Origin of the sequence: Seleniivibrio woodruffii (assembly GCF_029267515.1) — a bacterium.
Classification (GTDB): domain Bacteria; phylum Chrysiogenota; class Deferribacteres; order Deferribacterales; family Geovibrionaceae; genus Seleniivibrio; species Seleniivibrio woodruffii_A.
The window spans coordinates 17149-35491 of the sequence record NZ_JAJUIS010000012.1; the positions used below are offsets into that span (position 1 = coordinate 17149).

Below are 18343 nucleotides of genomic sequence, written 5' to 3' on the forward strand. Positions count from 1 at the left end.
GTCTTGTTATTAGAAACAGAACCCTGATTCGTTTCTTTTTATATCAGCATGAACCATCATGGTACAGAGAGCTTCAAGCGTTGTCGAAGACTGCCAGCCCAGTAGTTTTTTTGCTTTCTCAGGATTACCGATAAGCAGTTCAACCTCTGCGGGTCTGTAATATTTCGGGTCAACACGCACAACGGTTTTTCCGGTCGCTGTGTCTATCCCGACCTCATCGGCTCCGGTACCTTTGAACTCTATATCGCGCTCCACAACTGCAAACGCCATCTTTACGAAATCCCTGACAGTCACGGTACGGTTGGTGGCAAGAACGAAAGTTTCCGGTTTGTCCGCCTGAAGCATCCGCCACATACCGTCGACGTAGTCCTTTGCATAGCCCCAGTCCCGCTTCGCATCAAGATTTCCGAGGCTGACACATTCAGTCTTTCCGCTGATGATCTTTGCAACGGCGTCGGTTATTTTCCTTGTGACGAACTCAAGACCGCGCAGCGGGGATTCGTGATTGAACAGGATTCCACTGCTGCCGAAAATTCCGTACGCTTCGCGGTAGTTCACAGTCATCCAGTGTGCGTACAGCTTTGCGACCGCATAAGGGCTTCTGGGATAAAAAGGTGTGCTTTCTGACTGGGGTATCTCCTGAACCAGTCCGAACATCTCTGAAGAGGATGCCTGATAAAATTTTATTTCCGGATTAACGATGCGTACCGCCTCAAGGAGGTGTAAAACTCCGATACCGGTTATCTGCGAGGTTGTTACGGGCTGTTCGAAAGAAACGCCCACAAAACTCTGCGCGGCAAGATTATATATTTCGTCCGGCTTTTCCGCAGCAACCATACGGATGTTGTTCGGCTGGTCGGTCAGGTCGTATTCCACAAGTTTCAGCGACGGATGCCTGAGTATGCCAAGCTCCTCCAGCCGCCAGAAATTCACTGAAGATGTCCTTCTGTATGTGCCGCACACCTCGTAACCCTTGTTTATCAGAAGCTCCGCGAGATATGCCCCGTCCTGCCCGGTTATGCCGGTTATAACAGCCTTTTTCATATGTCCCCACAAATAATATAAAAACTACAGGTCTTTGATTGTACGTTAAATTCTGCGCCTTTTCAACAGCTCTTTAACACATCGCCTCCACAGAACAAAAGGGATTTTCTGTTGTCTTTTCATACAGAAGTATTAGTATATCTGTTGATGAAAGTACGCTTTCAAACCAATCGAAGGTGAAAAAATGAAAATGAATTTTATCGACCTGCAGGCTCAGTACAAGAAATACAAGGATGAGATCGATACCCAGATACATCAGGTTCTGGACACATCCGCTTACATTCTCGGCCCCAAAGTGGCGGAACTGGAAAAAAACCTCGCCGAATTCACAGGCGTTAAGCACGCCATCGCGTGTAGCAGCGGAACGGATGCACTCCTCCTTGCGCTCATGGCATACGATATCAAGGCGGGCGACGAGGTTATCACGTCTCCGTTCACGTTCATAGCCACAGCGGAAATGATCGCTTTCGTCGGCGCGACACCCGTTTTTGTGGATATCGATGAAAGAACCTACAACATTGACCCCGCTAAAATTGAAGCTGCCATCACCCCCAAAACAAAAGCCATCATGCCCGTGTCCATCTTCGGACAGACACCCGACATGGACGCCATAAACGCCATCGCAAAGAAACACAACATACCCGTTATCGAAGACGGCGCACAGAGCTTCGGTGCACTTTATAAAGGCAAACGCTCTTCCGGAATGTCCGAAATAGGCTGTACGTCTTTCTTCCCCGCAAAACCTCTCGGCTGCTACGGCGACGGCGGCGCAGTCTTCACCGATTGCGACAAACTGAACGAAAAAATGCGCATACTCCTCAACCACGGACAGACTGAACGCTATGTACACAGCCACGTCGGCATCAACGGCAGGCTGGATGCAATTCAGGCGGGCGTGCTGAACGTTAAGCTGAAATATTACAAAGAAGAGATAGAGGTCAGACAGGCTGTTGCAAAACGCTACGCAGACGGACTTAAAGACGTTGTCGTGCCCTTTGTGGACAAAGACTGCGTTTCCGTGTGGGCGCAATATTGCATCAGAGTCAAAGACCGCGACGCGATGATAAAAAAATGCGGCGACGCAGGCGTTCCCACTGCGGTTTACTACCCCATCCCGCTGCACCTGCAGAACGTATTCAAATACCTCGGATATAAAGAGGGAGACTTCCCAGTTACGGAAACCGTGTCCAAAGACATCATGGCACTGCCCATGTCTGCCTTCCTGAAAGAGGAAGAACAGAAATTCGTCATAGACACTGTAAATTCATAAAACAAAGGCGGGGTCTCAAGCCCCGCCTCTTTTATTTCAGCCTTTTATCTGTTTTCTTATCTCTTCTGCTATCTCAAGTGAAGCAAGTCCGGCATACACATCCGATGCCTGCGTCTTTTCGCCCCTGCAAAGCTTAACAAAGTCCGAAAGCTCAGCCTGCAAAGCGTCATAGAGCTTAACCTCAACCGCTTCGTCCTTCGCAGTCAGCACCGCGCCCGGCATATCCTGCCCGGCAGGTCTATGCACCTTCACCTCTTTATTCAGCAGGTTACAGTCGATGAACATGTCTTCACATGCCACGTTTATCTGACGGATACGTTTCTCCGTGATACGGCTGGAAGTGATATCTGACACTCTGCCGTTTTCATGGGTTGCAAGCGCTCTGGCATACTCGATTATACCGTTCTTTCTGTGCCCGTGGGCTGTAACCCTCGCTGCGTTGCCGTTCAGTCCCAGCGCAAGGTCAATGTCGTGTATCATAAGGTCGATGACAACGTCCACGTCTGTTATACGTCCGCTGGCAACCTTATTGGAGCGGTTGAACTCTGCGCATATCACGCTTTCGCTGTTCTGCATGACAGCTTTCAGCGTTGCCACGGCAGGATTGTATCTTTCGATGAAGCCAACCTGAATGTTAAGCCCCTTCTCCTCTGCCAGCCTGACAACCTCTTTTGCAGTTTCTGCGCTGTCTGTCAGTGGTTTTTCGACGAATATGTTTTTAACGCACGCGGCAGCACGTTTTATGTAGTCGAAATGGGTGAACGTCGGAGTGACTATTACCACACCGTCAACTGTTTTCATATCAGCATCAAGATCTTCTGAAACTTTTACGCCGTACTGCGCCGAGAGTTTCGCGCATGCATCTTTATCAACGTCGTATATGAATACCAGCTCGGCATCCTTTAAAAGCATAATGTTGCGCAGGTGGTTCTGCCCCATTCTGCCTATTCCCAGAAGCCCTATTTTGATTTTATTTGCGGACATTGTTTCCCCCGTATCAGTTTACATAATTGCTTATACTACCATTTTAGCCTCAAATCACCTCTTTTGTTCCTTTATGGACATTCGTAAACTAAAATAATACCATGTTCAACAAAACTTTATATGGTATTTATACCATATAGGAATTTTGTTACTACCATTTTTGAGAGCCAAGTGATATTATTAAATAAGTTACATGTGTGTATGACTTAGTAAAAAAATAAACAATCAGGGCAATTTAAATTATGTTATCAGACAGACAAAAAATTTCTTTTTTCCTCCCGTTACTTGATATTATTTTTTTCATATTAATAGCAATTTTCAATAGTTTTTTTACTTATAATACTTTTCATTTTATAATCGGATTATTTACTTTTATTTTTTTACTGAATATTCTGAATTTTTATAGTGACAACACCCGCGGAAGAACAAAATTTTTTCTATCATGCATGACATTTATACTGTTGTATGACACAATTATAATTCTGCTTCAATATTCTTTCTTTGACCAGTCCAACATCCAAAAATTCAGACTGCTACGGGTTGATGCCGCATTTATGGTCTACTTTTTCTTTAGATTACTTATTGTTAAAAGAATGCTCAAAAACACTGTACGATATATTTATGTCATTAAAAACGAACACAGCGCAGAGCTTGAAAACCTAATTATTGAAAAAACAAACCAACTCAAAAACTGGATTTATCAGGGAGCATCAGGTGCAAAACAAATTTGCGATACTCTGAAATCTCAAAATAGCGACAATAATATTGTGCTTATCAGCAAATTGTCTCACTATAACGAAGACGACCAGAAAATTATTCTTGAGCTAAAGATATATGGTTATTTGATTCACACATATGCCAATTTTAGCGAAATTTATCTGAATAGAATACCAGTGGAAAACATAAATGATGAATGGCTAATTCTTTCCAAAGGATTTGACAATATTTTTCAGAGTAATTACACAAGGATTAAACGTGTTTCCGACATAGTCCTTGCGGTTATCGGACTTGTGCTTTCATCCCCTTTGACTATTATGGCTGCTCTTGCCATTAAGCTGGACTCAAAAGGACCTATCATCTTTTCCCAGATACGTTCAGGTAAGAATGGAAAACCGTTTACCATCTATAAACTTCGCACCATGCGTCAGGATGCTGAAAAAGACGGTGCAAAATGGGCGGCAAAAGATGATAACAGGATTACTCCTGTGGGAGACTTTTTAAGAAAAACCAGAGTGGATGAAATCCCTCAGATGTACAATGTATTGCGCGGTGACATGAGTTTTATCGGTCCTAGACCGGAAAGACCTGAATTTGATGAAGAACTGGCAAAAGAGATACCGTATTATATGCTACGCTACCTGATAAAACCAGGTCTGACAGGCTGGGCGCAGGTGAACTATGGCTACGGTGCCAGCGTTGAAGATGCGAAGATGAAGTTAAAATACGACCTTTACTATATTAAAAATTACTCGTTTTATCTTGATATGGTTATTGTACTCAGAACGATATTAATAGTGCTTTTCAGAAAAGGGAGATAAGGGCTATTTAATTTGCTGTCTTAGTAGATTGATGACCTTTTCAGTATTGTACCCATCTGAAAAATAATGAGAAATATTTTTATCATATAGCTCAGAGGCAGGTTCTTCCAGCGCACTTGCAAAAGAACCGTAGTCGTCTGCTACTGTGGCAATTTTTTTAAAATACACAGGGATATCATGACCGGGAAGTTCATAGAGAACCAATTTACGTTTGAGATGCCCGACAAGAGCTATCATGGAAGAATAGTGACCAACAAAGATACCTGCGTTTGGTATATCATGTTTTGATAAAATAAAATTGTGATACTTATATAAGGTGTTGTCTGATCTCGGATGTAACTTAACATTGACAATTCTGTCACCAGCTGTTGCTGAAAGATTGCTGAGGAAAGATTCCATGACTCTCCTGTCGATCCGTCCATCCTCTACAAGTGTCTGTGCTATGTAGCAAACTGCATCTTTTTGAAACGGCTGAGCAAGGATAACAGGAACTCTGTTCAGCTCATGATATCCTATCGTGTGCTGTGATGCCAGAGGATACCCGAATATCTCATTATGATAATGTTTCCAGTATTCACCATATACCAGAACAAAATCAGTGTTGATTTGTTCATAAAAATCCACTGAACTTTTGTATATTTCACCCTTAACAAAGGTTGCAAAAAACTTACTAAATACATCAAAACCATTTTTATGGATAGCTGTTGCTATAACCTGCGAATAAAGAAAGTATTTAATAGTTTTAAATATCTTTTTAATAAGAAAGAAGCGCTCACGTTTTAAGAACGGTATATACATTCCATGCTGTATCATACCGGTTTTGATACCCAGTGTCTTCGCCACAGCCACGAAGGCAGTGTCGCTAAGCCTTTGGGCATTTACCATAAACAAATCAGGATTAATGGATTCCAGAAATTTTCTAACCGATGAATATGCTACAGCACTGTTTTTGATTATTTTACAATTCTTTTCTTTATAAAAATCGTACCCTTCCTGACTAAATTCATCATACAAGAGAATAACTCTGACAGTTTTGTCCTCTATCAGTCCGCATACTATATCGCCAATATATTTTTTTAAATTGAGCAGATTAATGTCGTAAAAAACTATAGTCATTTTCGCCTCGTTAATGACAATGCAATGAAACGAAATAAACGCTTACTAATTTTTAAGGCAATCAAAGCCATTGCTTTATTTTTAGCATTTTTTAATAATTTGATAATATTCACAATTGAAAAAATATTTTTGTCAATGTTTGAAATTAACTTCTCAATATCGTTATTATACTCATCTGAAAACCGAGCTATTTGCAAGGCTCCGGATAAAGCTACGTTCTGAAGATAATATATGTTATAAAGGTACATATATTCACTCAAGTTATTATTAAGCATATACGTCTTTATCATATCAGCGACTTTGAACCGATCCGAAAGTTTTGAGAAATTAAAACTGTTCATAGAAGAACCAGTATGCTGAACATAGTAGAATAAAGGCATGTTTACGAAACTGACTATATCTGCATTAAGTATTAATCTGTAAACGGTTGCAGAATCTTCATTAACTTTAATATCAACAGGAAATTCGACATTATGAAAAAGATCTTTTCTGAACAACTTATTCTGCGTCATAGATGATATATTTATACTCTGCATGATATCAGCAAATGCCTCCATCTTCCCAATGGGTCTATCATAAGCAATCGGATAATGCCTTATTACCTTGCCGTTATCATCTACTTTCTGTATCTCGCAAATTACTATATCTGCATTATCATGCAAGATTTTTTCTACCATCAGTTTTATAAAATCACTATGAAAATAGTCGTCACTATCTATAAATCCAATGTAATGCCCTTTGGCAACTTTGATACCAGCATTTCTGGCTGCCCCAGGACCGGCATTTTTTTGATTAATGATTGAAAATCTTGAATCATTTCCAACAAGTTCTTTTGCAATCTCGCAAGAATTATCAATTGAACCATCGTTTACCATAATAACTTCAAAATCTTTGTATGTTTGATTTTTTAAGCTATTAATTGATAAGTGGAGCAAATTGGCGGCATTATAAAAAGGAATAATTATAGATACTGACATCTGCATAATTAATTTATCCTTTTTTCATCGTAAGACAAAGACAATACATATAAAACAATAATAGTAAACATATATTTGTTATATCCAAGCGTCATTGCTTTAAATTCAAGGAATAATGTAAATATAAACAGTGTAAATAGAAAATATCTTGTGTGTTTTTCAAAACTATACGAATTTAAACCTTGTAATAAAAATTGATAGCCTATCATGCAAGCAGTCCAAAAAAATCCGCCAAATAAGATATTTCGTAGATAACCAACATCGGTATTTTTGTAATATAAACCAGTGTATTTATCGGTAAAAAAACCATCACCAAAAATATATGTCAGATCTGGAATATTTATCTGCCACATATTGATCAAAACATCTGTAGAGTTTGTTGATAACTCACCATGATTTTGATAATTAAAATAAAATTCAAATACAAATGGAAACACTTTTAAAACAAGTTGCTCTATAAAAGTGGGAAATAACACCCAAGCCATGGTCGTAATCAAAGTAGCTAAAATAATTGCTTTAAACAAATTACCTATCTTCTTTAGGAAGGTGTCTTTTGAAAATATGTAAAAAGCAATTGCAAGCAACAATCCAACAAAGGCTGAACGACCACTAAAAAATGCACCAAGTATTAATAAAAAAAGTTTTATGCAAAAACTAACCCCTATTACTTTTCCAATTAATTCATGTTTGAAAAAAAATAAAAATGCAAGACCATAGCCAACCGCTAGTCCCCAACCAGGAGAACCTGTTAAGGCCAAGCCTCGAACACCTCCACCATATCTTTCATACATATATTCAACAACTTCTGGCTTATAAAATATGTGGACAAAATCAGCAAAATCTGAAAATACAAACGCAAATATCTGGATAAAAGACTGCAATAAAAATATTTTGATTATTAGAATCTCGACATATTCGCTGGGCTTCACGCCAATTATTGATGCATGATAAAGCATTAAACATGCAAACGAAGATATACAAACAAGCTGAATACTCTGGGAAATAAAATCAACTGCATATGAAAAATCATAGGTTTGGTGCAAAATAGGAATCAGTAAGGAGGTTGAAAATAAAAAAATAATTGCGCTAACTATTCTCGTTAAATATCTATTTTTAATTATGCTAGAAAACTCATTTAATAAGACCCCTCTACTAAAAAATGCAAGAAAAACAACAAGAAAAGGAACAATTAATGAACTATTGAGGGGGGGATATATATAAAACCCATTTACAAGAAAAAATAACAGTAGGACATCAATTACTAGCATTATACCTCTTTTATACCCTTAACAACTTCCTCATAACCAGATAATTTACAATATGTACTAACAAATACCTTTCTAAATAATCTATAAATTCTAAAAACAACACCGAAACTAAAAATTTTCTTAAATAATGTAATTTTTTGTTGGTTTTTTCTATCTTGTTCTATATGGCTATTAGATAGATCCCTCGGATGCGAAAAGCATTCTATGTAGCATAAAAATATATCATTATCTCTGAAAAATTCGCTCCATTTATCTGCAAGAGTAAGTTTACTCTCATGATATTTAACTATTTCATAAGCACTCTTGCGTGTTACTGCGTAACAACATGTTCTAAATACATATTTATACGATAGAGGATGAATCTTATATACATGTTCATGAAACGCCTTCTTACCATATATATATTTATTAGTTTTTATGCCATCTTGCCCCCCACAAATCAAAACAGTATTTTCTGGAATAGATGGTAAAATATTGAGGACTGCATTTATATCGCAATCCCTACCAAGAACATCATCTTCAAATATTAATGCGTATTGTTGTTCTGTTTTCAAAAATGTTTCTAGTGTTTTAATATGACTAAGTGTACAACCGAATTCAGCAGGAGACATTATAGTTCGGTTACGTAAAAAATAGCCAAACGTATTAGTGTAATAGTCTTTTGCAGAAACCTTTCTGCCATCAACAGCATTAATCAGATTAAAAAGGTTATAGAAAGAAGGAAACATTGATTTCAATTTTTCTCTTCTATCACTATCCTGTTCTAAAGAAACTAAATAAATACCTATATCATTCTTTTCCATTTAGCTCTTCCTTTATTGTGTTTTATACTCTCAATATATGAATATAAAGAGATTAAAGTTTTATAATAGCCTTTAGTCTTCTCAGCATACACCTTGTGTCATAAGAATACAAATTAGTAATGACTAACAAGAAAAGTGATGAAAGAAAAATTATAGAAGATTTAGTAAAAAACGAAAACCAGCTTCCTCCACCATAATAGGCGCGACCCTCTCTCACTATAAAGAAAACTGCAATTATTGATAAAACATATTTCAAAACCATAATCCAATATGCTGAAAACCTAATCTCAAGAATTTTTGAAGCTAAATAAGGAATGAACCACGCATTGGAAGATAAGTGCCCTATTGTTGTTCCAAGAACAGCGCCAAAAACTCCATATTTTTTCATCAGAATCACAGAAAAAATCAGATTCAAAGACATTTCCATAAAAGACCCGGGAACGCGTTCTTTAAACATATTTCTGGCGCTGACAACCATTGTTGAAGGGTGCACAGTTATCAAGTATACAAGATTGATTAAAAACAAAATCACTATTGGTTTGTCAAGCACATATTCCTTGCCAACCCAAAGAGAAACGAAATAATCTATCTGAAAATAAACTGTGATACAAACTGCTCCAACCAAAATGAATCCTGCACTTATGACATCACGCCAGATTCTGCGGATACTCTCTAAATCAGATTTATAGAACATTTCTCCAAGACCATATTGTAAATGATTTATCGGTATCCAGAGGAAAGTACGCAAAACAATAAAAAAAGTGTTGTAAATTGCGTATGTTGACACAGCCGCAACTGAGATGAAATAAGAGATTAGAATATAATCTGTCTGAAAAACCGCGACAACCAGCAGTTTATCAATAAATACATATTTGACAGATTTAAGCTGTTTATAATTTGGATGTTCGCTTTTCAGCTTTAGCCAAGGGTAAAGTTTTTTAACTCTGCGATTGCTCAAGTAGTACGCAAAGAAATTAGCAACGAAGACTGAAAATGCTACACTTATAAGCGAAAAACCTAATTTGAGAAATATAATAGAAATAATAACACCAAAAGGGTTCAGAACAAGAAAAAACGCGGCAATATTATAATATTTCTGGTCAGCCCGTATCAGCATAGTAGGAGCCATCATACAAAGCGATATACCGATGCTACAAGAGTAAAATATAAAAGCAACCTGAACCTGAAACCTGTGTTCAACTGCAATATCAAAAAGATTACCAATAAAAAACGAAAAAATTGTAGCTGAAATACATACAAATATACCTATGTAATTATATATGCGGTGCGCCGCTGCGATTAAGTTTACAGAACCTTCAGTGTCGTTATTAGCAAGTGTACCGTACAGCGCCACAAGTAAGGATGCGCCTAAACCTGCTTCGGCAAGGTTGATATAGGTCATCAACTGACTAAGAAGCTGATTAGCTCCAAATAGTTCATCGCCAAGACAGTTCAAATATATTGGAATAGAAAAAAATGCTACCAGAATGGTCACAAGTTTGATAAATAGGTCAAAAATTATGTTTCGCTTGGCATTGGCAGTCTTTGTCATGTTACTTTAACATCTTGATTAGAGCATACGCGAGTTTTGAACTACACATAATTGCTTTTGAATACGCCATAAAACGCAAATACCTATGTTGAGGAAAAATGACATTGCGATAATAGTCTGCATAGTAATTCTGCTGCATCAAATATTCTCTAAAACGAAAATTACCTTTTATGATATTAATCAAAAGCCTCTTTATGGCATTCCTTTTTGCAGATTGAGCAGCAACATTATCGTCCTTTTCATAATATTTATAAAGCTGCCAATATATAACAGGCAGAGTTGCCCCGGTTGTAATTGCATTGATAGAACTATCGTTTAACAAATGTCTTCTGTAAGTCATCAGAACTTTATCATTTCCATACACTTTGAGATCATCATCCAAAGTGTATATATGCAGCCAATCATTACTCCCATGCGGATTTTCCATAAAAGGGTGGGTGACCATAATCTTACGTCTGGTACATTGAGAAATCGTTGGAAAAGACAAGCCTTCAAAACAAGCTTTTTTCTTGATTTTTCCGATGTCAGAAGACCCAAAAATTAATTTATACGGATGACGAACTTGTGTTTTTTCATAGAGAAATACAAAATCAGAAAAATAGATATCAATATCATATTGACTGACAGCTTTTTCAAATTCTTCTACAAAACCCTGATTCAGAATGTCATCATCACCCAAAATCATCACATATTCAGTTTCACTGTATAGGTAACATTTATTCCAGTTACCGAACATTCCAATATTCTTTTCGTTTCTATAATATTTTATGCGGTTATCGTTCAATCTTTCAATATAATCTCTAAATTTATTATGTGACGAGCCATTGTCAACAACAATGACAGAACAACGAACTGTCTGGTTTATTGCACTATTAACAGCTTCTTCAAAATAATCGTACCTTTCATAACATGGGATAGCTATGGTTAACTTATCAGAAAATCTTGTTTCCAAGGCATTCTCCTCCGCTCAATAGACTCTGATCACTCCAAAGGTAATCCCATTTACCGAACCTGCCAATCGTGCATATACCGACAGATTCAAGATAATCCAAAACTGTTTGCCTGTCCTTTTCCATACCGTGGTAAAAAACAACATTACCGTATTCGGCACACCTGAAGTCACTTACAACAATATCTTTTCTGTCGATAACACCCATTTTTTCAAGTTTGTTAACACAAATATTAATTAGTTCCGCACTGCTGAAGCTGAGCGGTCTGTTTTTTGAGTAATAAACCTCAAGCTGCAATGAACTGCACCCATACGGTACATTGTAAGGCGATTTCATACTCGGACTATAACATCTTGCAAAAGGAATATCTTCATCATAAACATAAAACCACAGGTGTTTCGGTATATCGGAACGTTTTAACCCTATAGAAACCAGTCCAACACTTGTCCAAACCAACCTGTTGCAGGCAGAAACCACCTGATCAGGCATATTTTTAATAAGTTTGGGATATTCAGGAAGCGGCAGGCTTGAGATAACATGCTCATACGTTAAATTTAAACCGTCTGAAAAAGATACAATTTTATTTGTAACGTCTATATTTACAACTTCTTTATTTAACTCAATTGAACAATCGTCAGCCATTTTTTTTATGAAAGACTTATATCCCCCCTTCACTGGATAACGCATCTCTTTTGCATAATATGTGTTTGGGGTGTCCTCGTCAAATGCACCCTTCAGCACTTCCTTTATATCCGGTCGGTACATTCTGTTTCCAACCCATGAGGTACTGAGTTCCTTTGCTTCATAGGTCCAATATTTTCTGGTATATCTTATAGGAAAATTTTCTGCGAAGTATTCTCCATATTGTGCTTTCAGCCAATCTTCATAGTTCTTGATCTCAGAATCAAATTTATTGCTTATAAAATCACTTATAATGTTAACTTTTTCATCTGAAGGCAGTGGTGCAAGGTTATTCTGAGCCGGATGTTTCAGCCAGACACCTTTATAGTAGTTGTATGCCAGAGGATTATGTGTAAAATATTCACAAGACTCAGAAAATAGCTTGCGAACATATTCATTTTCTGTAAAGGAAAGATGTATTGCCTTATCAAAACGGAACCCTGCAACTTCAAAATCCCCGCAAAGTCCGCCCCAATCACCATCTTTTTCGAATACAACTGCTTTTTGCCCGTTCAATCCAAGGTGATATGCAGCAGAAATTCCGGCAATACCGGCACCAAGAACAGCTATCATTTCGATAAAAATCCTTTTATCTTATCAACTATATAATAAACAGCTTCTTTTTTCATACCGGGGTAGACTCCCACCCAAAAACTGTCATTCATTATCTTGTCAGTATTTTTGAGTTCACCGACAACCCTGTAGTCAACGCCGTTTATAAGGCTGTCGAACATAGGATGCCTAAGCATATTCCCCGCAAAAAGATTACGTGTCTGTATATTGTTATTTTCAAGATACTCAACAAGTTCATTGCGGGTAAAGCCTACTCCGTCTTTTAACGTCATCATGAAGCCAAACCAGCTCGGATCTGAATCTTTCGCCGCTTTCGGCAAGATGAGCTGGTCTTCAACACCATGGAGTGCTTCTTTAAGAAGTTTAAAATTTTCTTTGCGCTTCTCTATGAAATGCGGAAATTTTTCAAGCTGAGCGAGGCCCACAGCCGCCTGCATATCAGATATTTTCAGATTGAATCCGAAATGACTGTAAACGTATTTATGATCATAACCCTTCGGCAGAGTTCCGAACTGCTGGGTGAATCTTGCCTTGCATGTGTTGTCAACACCGCTGTCGCACCAGCAGTCACGACCCCAGTCTCTCATTGACAATATGATCTTTTTAAGCAGAGGGTTATCTGTGTAGACAGCCCCGCCTTCGCCCATTGTCATATGGTGCGGAGGATAGAAACTGCTTGTACCGATATCACCCCATGTTCCGGTAAATTTGCCGTCATATTTTGAGCCGAGAGCATCGCAGTTATCTTCTATCAGCCACAGGTTATGCTTATCGCAAAATTCTTTAACTTTTTTGATATCGAACGGGTTACCGAGTGAATGAGCTATCATCACTGCTTTTGTTTTAGAGCTGACAGCCTTTTCAAGCATTGACGTATCTATGTTGTAAGTATCAAGTTCCATATCGACAAAAACAGGAACTGCACCGAACTGGACGATGGGAGCGGCAGTTGTGGGAAATCCCGCTGCAACAGTAATAACTTCGTCACCTCTTTTCACAGCTCTGTCCTTTAGCAGAGGCGAGGTCAAAGCAAAAAATGCGAGCAGGTTTGCCGAACTGCCTGAATTCACAAGAAAAGCCCATTTAACGTCCAGATACTGAGCGAACTTCTGTTCAAATTCTTTGGAAAACCTGCCGTATGTGAGCCAGAATTCAAGAGAGCTGTCAACAAGATTGACCATCTCCTGTTCGTCAAAAACACGCCCCGCGTAGTTAACGCGGCTCTTGCCTGACACAAAAGATTTTTCCTGCTCCTCTTTATGGACTAATCTATAGTATTCAGCTGTTTTTTCCAATATCTCGGCTCTTAATTTATCCTTTTCATTCATTTTAATTTCTCACTGACAAGTTTTTTTATTCCGTCTTCCAATGATGTCTTTGGTTTCCAGCCCAATTCAAGTAAAGGCTGGACATTTTCGTCAATATCCATAAACTCGCCCTCACGGTAAGGAACAACTCCAAAGTTCAAAACGGTGCGTATGTCTTTATGCTTCTTAACTTCCTCGTAAATCATATCTATAAATTTTTTTAACTCAACCTGTGTTCCAGTTCCAACATCAAACTCGTTAAAACTACTCATTTGCGCATATTTCTCAAGAACAATAATATAAGCATCAACTACATCGTCTATATAAATAAAATCTCTTTTTTGTTTTCCTTCAGTCAAATTAATGCATGAAACATTACCAATCATTTGCTCAATAACCCAACTGATAAATTTTTTATTATCATCGTCTATTCCATACATATGCTCAAGTTTCAAATTTATCACACGTATTTTATCAGACATACTCTTCAGCCATTCTGTAAACTGCTTTTTAGATAAAGAATATGTATTAAGATATTTATACAGCAAAGTATCCGTATTGAAAAAAGTATCCGTATTGAAACGAACTGCTGTCTCCAATAATCTGATAGAAAACATGAGATTAGTTTCCAGAATCTGACTTAAACTCTCATTATTTCTTCCGTAGGTCGTAGCAGTATGTATAACTATGTCTATTTTACATTCTTCAAATATCTTTTCTAACGGAACTATATCAACATCATACATTTTAATCTTATTTGCAATGCTCTCAAGCCTCCACAAATCTGATTTGCTTCTTTTCAAAACAACCACGTCATGATTGAGACTTATGAGCCTTTTGAGAATATGGCTGCCCAAAAAACCTGTTGCACCAGTGAGCAGAATACTCATTTAATCGCCCAAAGCATATTTTTACAAGCAGCATCAACAATATATTTATTTAATTGTCTGTAAGTAAGAATATCATTGTTTGTATAAAACTCCTTATACCATTCAACAGTTACTTTGAATGTATTGGTGAAATTCCACACATTTTTCCATTTCAGCATGTAAGCCGCTTTTGAACAGTCAAGTTTGAGGAATTTTGCTTCGTGAGGGTTATTGTCACTCTTCTCTATCTCGTAATCCAGTTTGTCCCATGATTCTTTAATTTTCTTTACAACTTCTCCCACTGTGATATTCCCTTCATCCGTGGGTCCGAAATTCCATCCCTCCGAAAACTCTTTTTTACCTTCAAGAAGCATTTGCCCTATATTAAGATAACCGCTTAACGGCTCAAGAACATGCTGCCAAGGTCTTGTAGCATAAGGGTTTCTTATTTTTACAGTTTCGCCGCGGCTGGCAGCTATCATGATATCTGTAATAAGTCTATCCTGTGCCCAGTCACCACCCCCGATAACATTACCCGCACGGCAGCTGGCAAGGAGTGTGTTGTGCTTGTTTCCATATTCAGCCAAATTAAAATATGAATTTCTATAAGAAGATGTAAGCAGTTCTGAACAACCTTTGCTTGAGCTGTAAGGATCATAACCACCCATAGGGTCGTTCTCTCTATAGCCCCAAATCCATTCTTTGTTCTCATAGCATTTGTCGCTTGTGACATTTATAATGGCTCTGACCGAATCTGTCTGCCGACATGCCTCAAATACATTCAGGGTTCCGATTACATTTGTCTCATAAGTTTCCACAGGATTTTCGTAAGAATATCGCACAAGAGGTTGGGCCGCTAAATGGAATACAATTTCAGGTCTGAAGTCCTGCATAACTTTATTAAGCCCGTCTCTGTTCCTTATATCACCATAAACTGAAGCAATATCCGGCTTTATTAACTCAAAGTGGCTGGGATTTGTATTCGGAGCAAGCGCGTAACCGCATACCTCGGCCCCCATAGATCTAAGCCACAAAGCCAACCAAGAACCCTTAAAACCGGTGTGCCCTGTCAGAAAAACTCTTTTTCCTTTATAAACCCCTTGAAAGAGGTTTTTGCTTACCAGGTTTTCCACGGTGCCGTTCCATTATCCCAGTGCTTTTGGAGTTCTATTTTGTCTCTGAGGGTATCCATGGGTTTCCAGTATCCAGTATGCTTATATGTAAACATTTCTCCCTCTTTTGCAAGATTTTGCAATGGAGTCTGTTCAAATATCGTAGAGTCTCCATCAGCTACATAATCGAAAACTCTTTGCTCACATACAAAGAATCCGGCATTAATCCACGCGCCGTCTCCTTTCGGTTTCTCAAGGAAACTATCAACCCTGTTGCCTTCTGTAATGTTTAAAGCTCCGAAGCGACCTTCAGGTTGAGATGATGTCATTGTGATGGTTTTCCCATGTTTTTTGTGAAACGCAACAAGTTTAGAAATATCAATATTACCGACACCGTCGCCGTATGTCAGCATAAACGGCTGTCCGTCTGTATATTCCTGAATTCGTTTAATACGACCGCCTGTCATGGTGTTAAGACCTGTATCAACAAGCGTAACTTTCCATGGTTCCGCATTGTGGGTGTGAATGTGTCTCTCGTTATTATTACTGAAATCAAATGTGACATCAGAATTATGTAAAAAATAATGAGCAAAATACTCTTTTATAGTATAGCCTTTATACCCAAGACATATTATGAATTCATTATAGCCGTACGCAGAATATATTTTCATTATATGCCAAAGTATCGGCTTACCACCTATTTCTACCATGGGTTTAGGTTTGAGATCTGTCTCTTCGCTAAGCCTTGTTCCGTACCCGCCGGCAAGAATGACAACTTTCATTTAACACCTTTGCTTCTTATCTTAAAACTATCAGATATTAATGCAACAATAACTGCCGTGAAAAAACTAAGGAACGCCACAACAATACAAATCAAAGCACGTTTAGGTTTAACTTTTCCCAATTCGTCTGCAACACCTGAATTAACAATGATATCAAACCCATAATACTCCTGAGCCTGCGAAAGTACCTTATTTTGTATCAGCCCGGCAACAACCTCTGCCAATTTGTTTCTAAGTGTGATATCCGAAATTTTCTCCATCTCACTCTTATATTTATCAATACGCTCCTGAACATTTTTCATTTCAACGGTCTTATATTGTGCACTAACCGCAATAAGCAAGGTATCTACAACTTTTTTAGCAAACAACCTGTCTTTATTTTGAAAAGAGAGCATGAATAATCCTGATTTTGCATCTTCCGTAAAATTTAAACTGTCATCAAACGACTTAACAATAAAGAATTTAGGGTTTTCTTTATATTTATCAGTGACTGACAGTTCATCAAAATCATCGACAATTTTTGATTCAAATTTATTTTTAATTACAAACGAATATATAAAATCATCATCCTGTAGGATTGCATTCATTGTATTATATGGCGAAACGTTACCGCTGCTGCCAAGATTGATCCCGGCAAGACTGGCAAGACCTCCAAGGTTAGATACCATGGAAGACATTTGACCTGTATTATTCTGTGATGGGCGTAAAATTGCTTTTGACTCATAGATATTGTCCATTCTGAGAACAACAAAAACAGTGATAGCGCACACGACAAAAACGAATCCGGCTATCCAGAATTTCCTTTTCCAGATTACCAGAAAAATTTCTCTGAGATCTATCTCATCGGAGTTATTCATAGTTTCTTTCATCTCTGCTGCCATACGGACTCATTCCCTGTGGTATTTAGCGGTACGGTATTTTCAGTGCCTAGGTTGTAGCCGGGCACCATATTATTCGGGTCAGAACCGTTAAACTGTTTGACCTGCGGTTCTTTTTTTTCGCCTCCCGTGCCAAAATCGTTAACTTTTGTATAAATAATACCCTGCTGGCAATTCTCAAAGAGCTCATCGAGATTGCAATATGTAATTTCAAGTTGTTTGACGATAATATCACGTTCCCTGTTATCGCCTGTAATATTTGCATAGTATTTGATACAGCTGTTTATGCGGTTTCCGGCAAAAACATCCATAATATAATTAATATTATTAACTGTTTTATATACATTCAAAATCGGAGGGCAAGTGTTGCCGTTAAGTTTGACGTATATATTATCATAAATCCCATATTTACTCTCTTTGGCGCTGTCAGAAAAATATAAAAGAACAGAATTAATCCCTGCCTTTCTTTCCTGAAGCCCCAAATCAACGCAGCTGTCATATGTGTCACATGTCACCGGTAGGCTCTGGTTAACATTGTCACCGGAGCTTTGCTGCTGGTACGGAGTGTTGCCGTATTGCGGTGCCGCGTAGCAAACAACAGATACACCCACAAGCATCAAAAAAACAAATATTTTCATA

At 38.1% G+C, this 18343-nt stretch carries 17 protein-coding genes; 2 read left to right on the top strand and 15 right to left on the bottom strand.

The window, feature by feature from the left end; translation table 11 throughout:
* Positions 1–9 precede the first annotated feature (9 nt).
* On the bottom strand, positions 10–1044 hold the full coding sequence (gene gmd / locus Q7P67_RS11300; protein WP_303852208.1) for a GDP-mannose 4,6-dehydratase: 1035 nt from the start codon (positions 1042–1044) through the stop codon (positions 10–12).
* Positions 1045–1228: 184 nt separating this feature from the next.
* On the opposite strand from gmd, the gene Q7P67_RS11305 reads away from it, so the two are divergent.
* Positions 1229–2314 (top strand): DegT/DnrJ/EryC1/StrS aminotransferase family protein, encoded by a 1086-nt coding sequence (locus tag Q7P67_RS11305; RefSeq protein ID WP_303852210.1) that lies wholly within the window; start codon positions 1229–1231, stop codon positions 2312–2314.
* 36 nt (positions 2315–2350) lie between these two features.
* Here Q7P67_RS11305 and Q7P67_RS11310 read toward each other — a convergent pair whose 3' ends face one another.
* The gene (locus tag Q7P67_RS11310; RefSeq protein ID WP_303852212.1) at positions 2351–3298 is read right to left on the bottom strand and encodes a Gfo/Idh/MocA family protein; all 948 of its coding nucleotides are present in this window, start codon (positions 3296–3298) and stop codon (positions 2351–2353) included.
* 242 nt (positions 3299–3540) lie between these two features.
* Here Q7P67_RS11310 and Q7P67_RS11315 point away from each other — a divergent pair, with 242 nt between their 5' ends.
* The gene (locus Q7P67_RS11315; RefSeq protein WP_303852214.1) at positions 3541–4836 is read left to right on the top strand and encodes an exopolysaccharide biosynthesis polyprenyl glycosylphosphotransferase; all 1296 of its coding nucleotides are present in this window, start codon (positions 3541–3543) and stop codon (positions 4834–4836) included.
* 3 nt (positions 4837–4839) lie between these two features.
* On the opposite strand, the gene Q7P67_RS11320 is transcribed toward Q7P67_RS11315, so the two are convergent.
* From Q7P67_RS11320 to Q7P67_RS11380, 13 genes are read right to left on the bottom strand one after another with little or no spacing between them, the layout of a single operon-like run.
* A complete protein-coding gene (locus Q7P67_RS11320; RefSeq protein ID WP_303852216.1) occupies positions 4840–5952 on the bottom strand; it encodes a hypothetical protein in 1113 nt (370 codons plus the stop codon).
* Positions 5949–6935: a glycosyltransferase family 2 protein gene (locus tag Q7P67_RS11325; protein ID WP_303852218.1), complete on the bottom strand. Its 987-nt coding sequence runs from the start codon at positions 6933–6935 to the stop codon at positions 5949–5951. Before Q7P67_RS11325 ends, Q7P67_RS11320 begins: the two co-directional genes overlap by 4 nt.
* Before the next feature lie 2 nt (positions 6936–6937).
* Positions 6938–8197, bottom strand: a complete 1260-nt coding sequence (locus tag Q7P67_RS11330; RefSeq protein WP_303852220.1) for a hypothetical protein — start codon at positions 8195–8197, stop codon at positions 6938–6940.
* Positions 8197–9000, bottom strand: a complete 804-nt coding sequence (locus Q7P67_RS11335) for a glycosyltransferase family 25 protein (RefSeq protein WP_303852221.1) — start codon at positions 8998–9000, stop codon at positions 8197–8199. Before Q7P67_RS11335 ends, Q7P67_RS11330 begins: the two co-directional genes overlap by 1 nt.
* 52 nt (positions 9001–9052) lie before the next feature.
* The gene (locus Q7P67_RS11340; protein ID WP_303852222.1) at positions 9053–10552 is read right to left on the bottom strand and encodes a lipopolysaccharide biosynthesis protein; all 1500 of its coding nucleotides are present in this window, start codon (positions 10550–10552) and stop codon (positions 9053–9055) included.
* A gap of 1 nt (position 10553) precedes the next feature.
* The gene (locus tag Q7P67_RS11345; RefSeq protein ID WP_303852223.1) at positions 10554–11504 is read right to left on the bottom strand and encodes a glycosyltransferase family 2 protein; all 951 of its coding nucleotides are present in this window, start codon (positions 11502–11504) and stop codon (positions 10554–10556) included.
* Complete coding sequence (locus Q7P67_RS11350) at positions 11485–12756, bottom strand: NAD(P)/FAD-dependent oxidoreductase (RefSeq protein WP_303852224.1); 1272 nt, start codon at positions 12754–12756, stop codon at positions 11485–11487. The genes Q7P67_RS11345 and Q7P67_RS11350 overlap by 20 nt, the downstream gene beginning before the upstream one ends.
* Positions 12753–14084 carry a lipopolysaccharide biosynthesis protein RfbH gene (gene rfbH, locus Q7P67_RS11355; protein WP_369696027.1) on the bottom strand — a complete coding sequence of 444 codons (1332 nt, stop codon included), beginning with the start codon at positions 14082–14084 and terminating at the stop codon, positions 12753–12755. Before rfbH ends, Q7P67_RS11350 begins: the two co-directional genes overlap by 4 nt.
* Positions 14081–14953 (bottom strand): NAD(P)-dependent oxidoreductase, encoded by an 873-nt coding sequence (locus Q7P67_RS11360; RefSeq protein ID WP_303852227.1) that lies wholly within the window; start codon positions 14951–14953, stop codon positions 14081–14083. The genes rfbH and Q7P67_RS11360 overlap by 4 nt, the downstream gene beginning before the upstream one ends.
* Positions 14950–16065, bottom strand: coding sequence for a CDP-glucose 4,6-dehydratase (rfbG, locus tag Q7P67_RS11365; protein WP_303852228.1), 1116 nt, complete (start codon positions 16063–16065; stop codon positions 14950–14952). The genes Q7P67_RS11360 and rfbG overlap by 4 nt, the downstream gene beginning before the upstream one ends.
* Complete coding sequence (gene rfbF / locus Q7P67_RS11370; protein WP_303852229.1) at positions 16050–16826, bottom strand: glucose-1-phosphate cytidylyltransferase; 777 nt, start codon at positions 16824–16826, stop codon at positions 16050–16052. The genes rfbG and rfbF overlap by 16 nt, the downstream gene beginning before the upstream one ends.
* Positions 16823–17707: a Wzz/FepE/Etk N-terminal domain-containing protein gene (locus Q7P67_RS11375; protein ID WP_303852231.1), complete on the bottom strand. Its 885-nt coding sequence runs from the start codon at positions 17705–17707 to the stop codon at positions 16823–16825. Before Q7P67_RS11375 ends, rfbF begins: the two co-directional genes overlap by 4 nt.
* On the bottom strand, positions 17692–18342 hold the full coding sequence (locus tag Q7P67_RS11380) for a hypothetical protein (RefSeq protein ID WP_303852233.1): 651 nt from the start codon (positions 18340–18342) through the stop codon (positions 17692–17694). The genes Q7P67_RS11375 and Q7P67_RS11380 overlap by 16 nt, the downstream gene beginning before the upstream one ends.
* Position 18343: the final 1 nt, after the last annotated feature.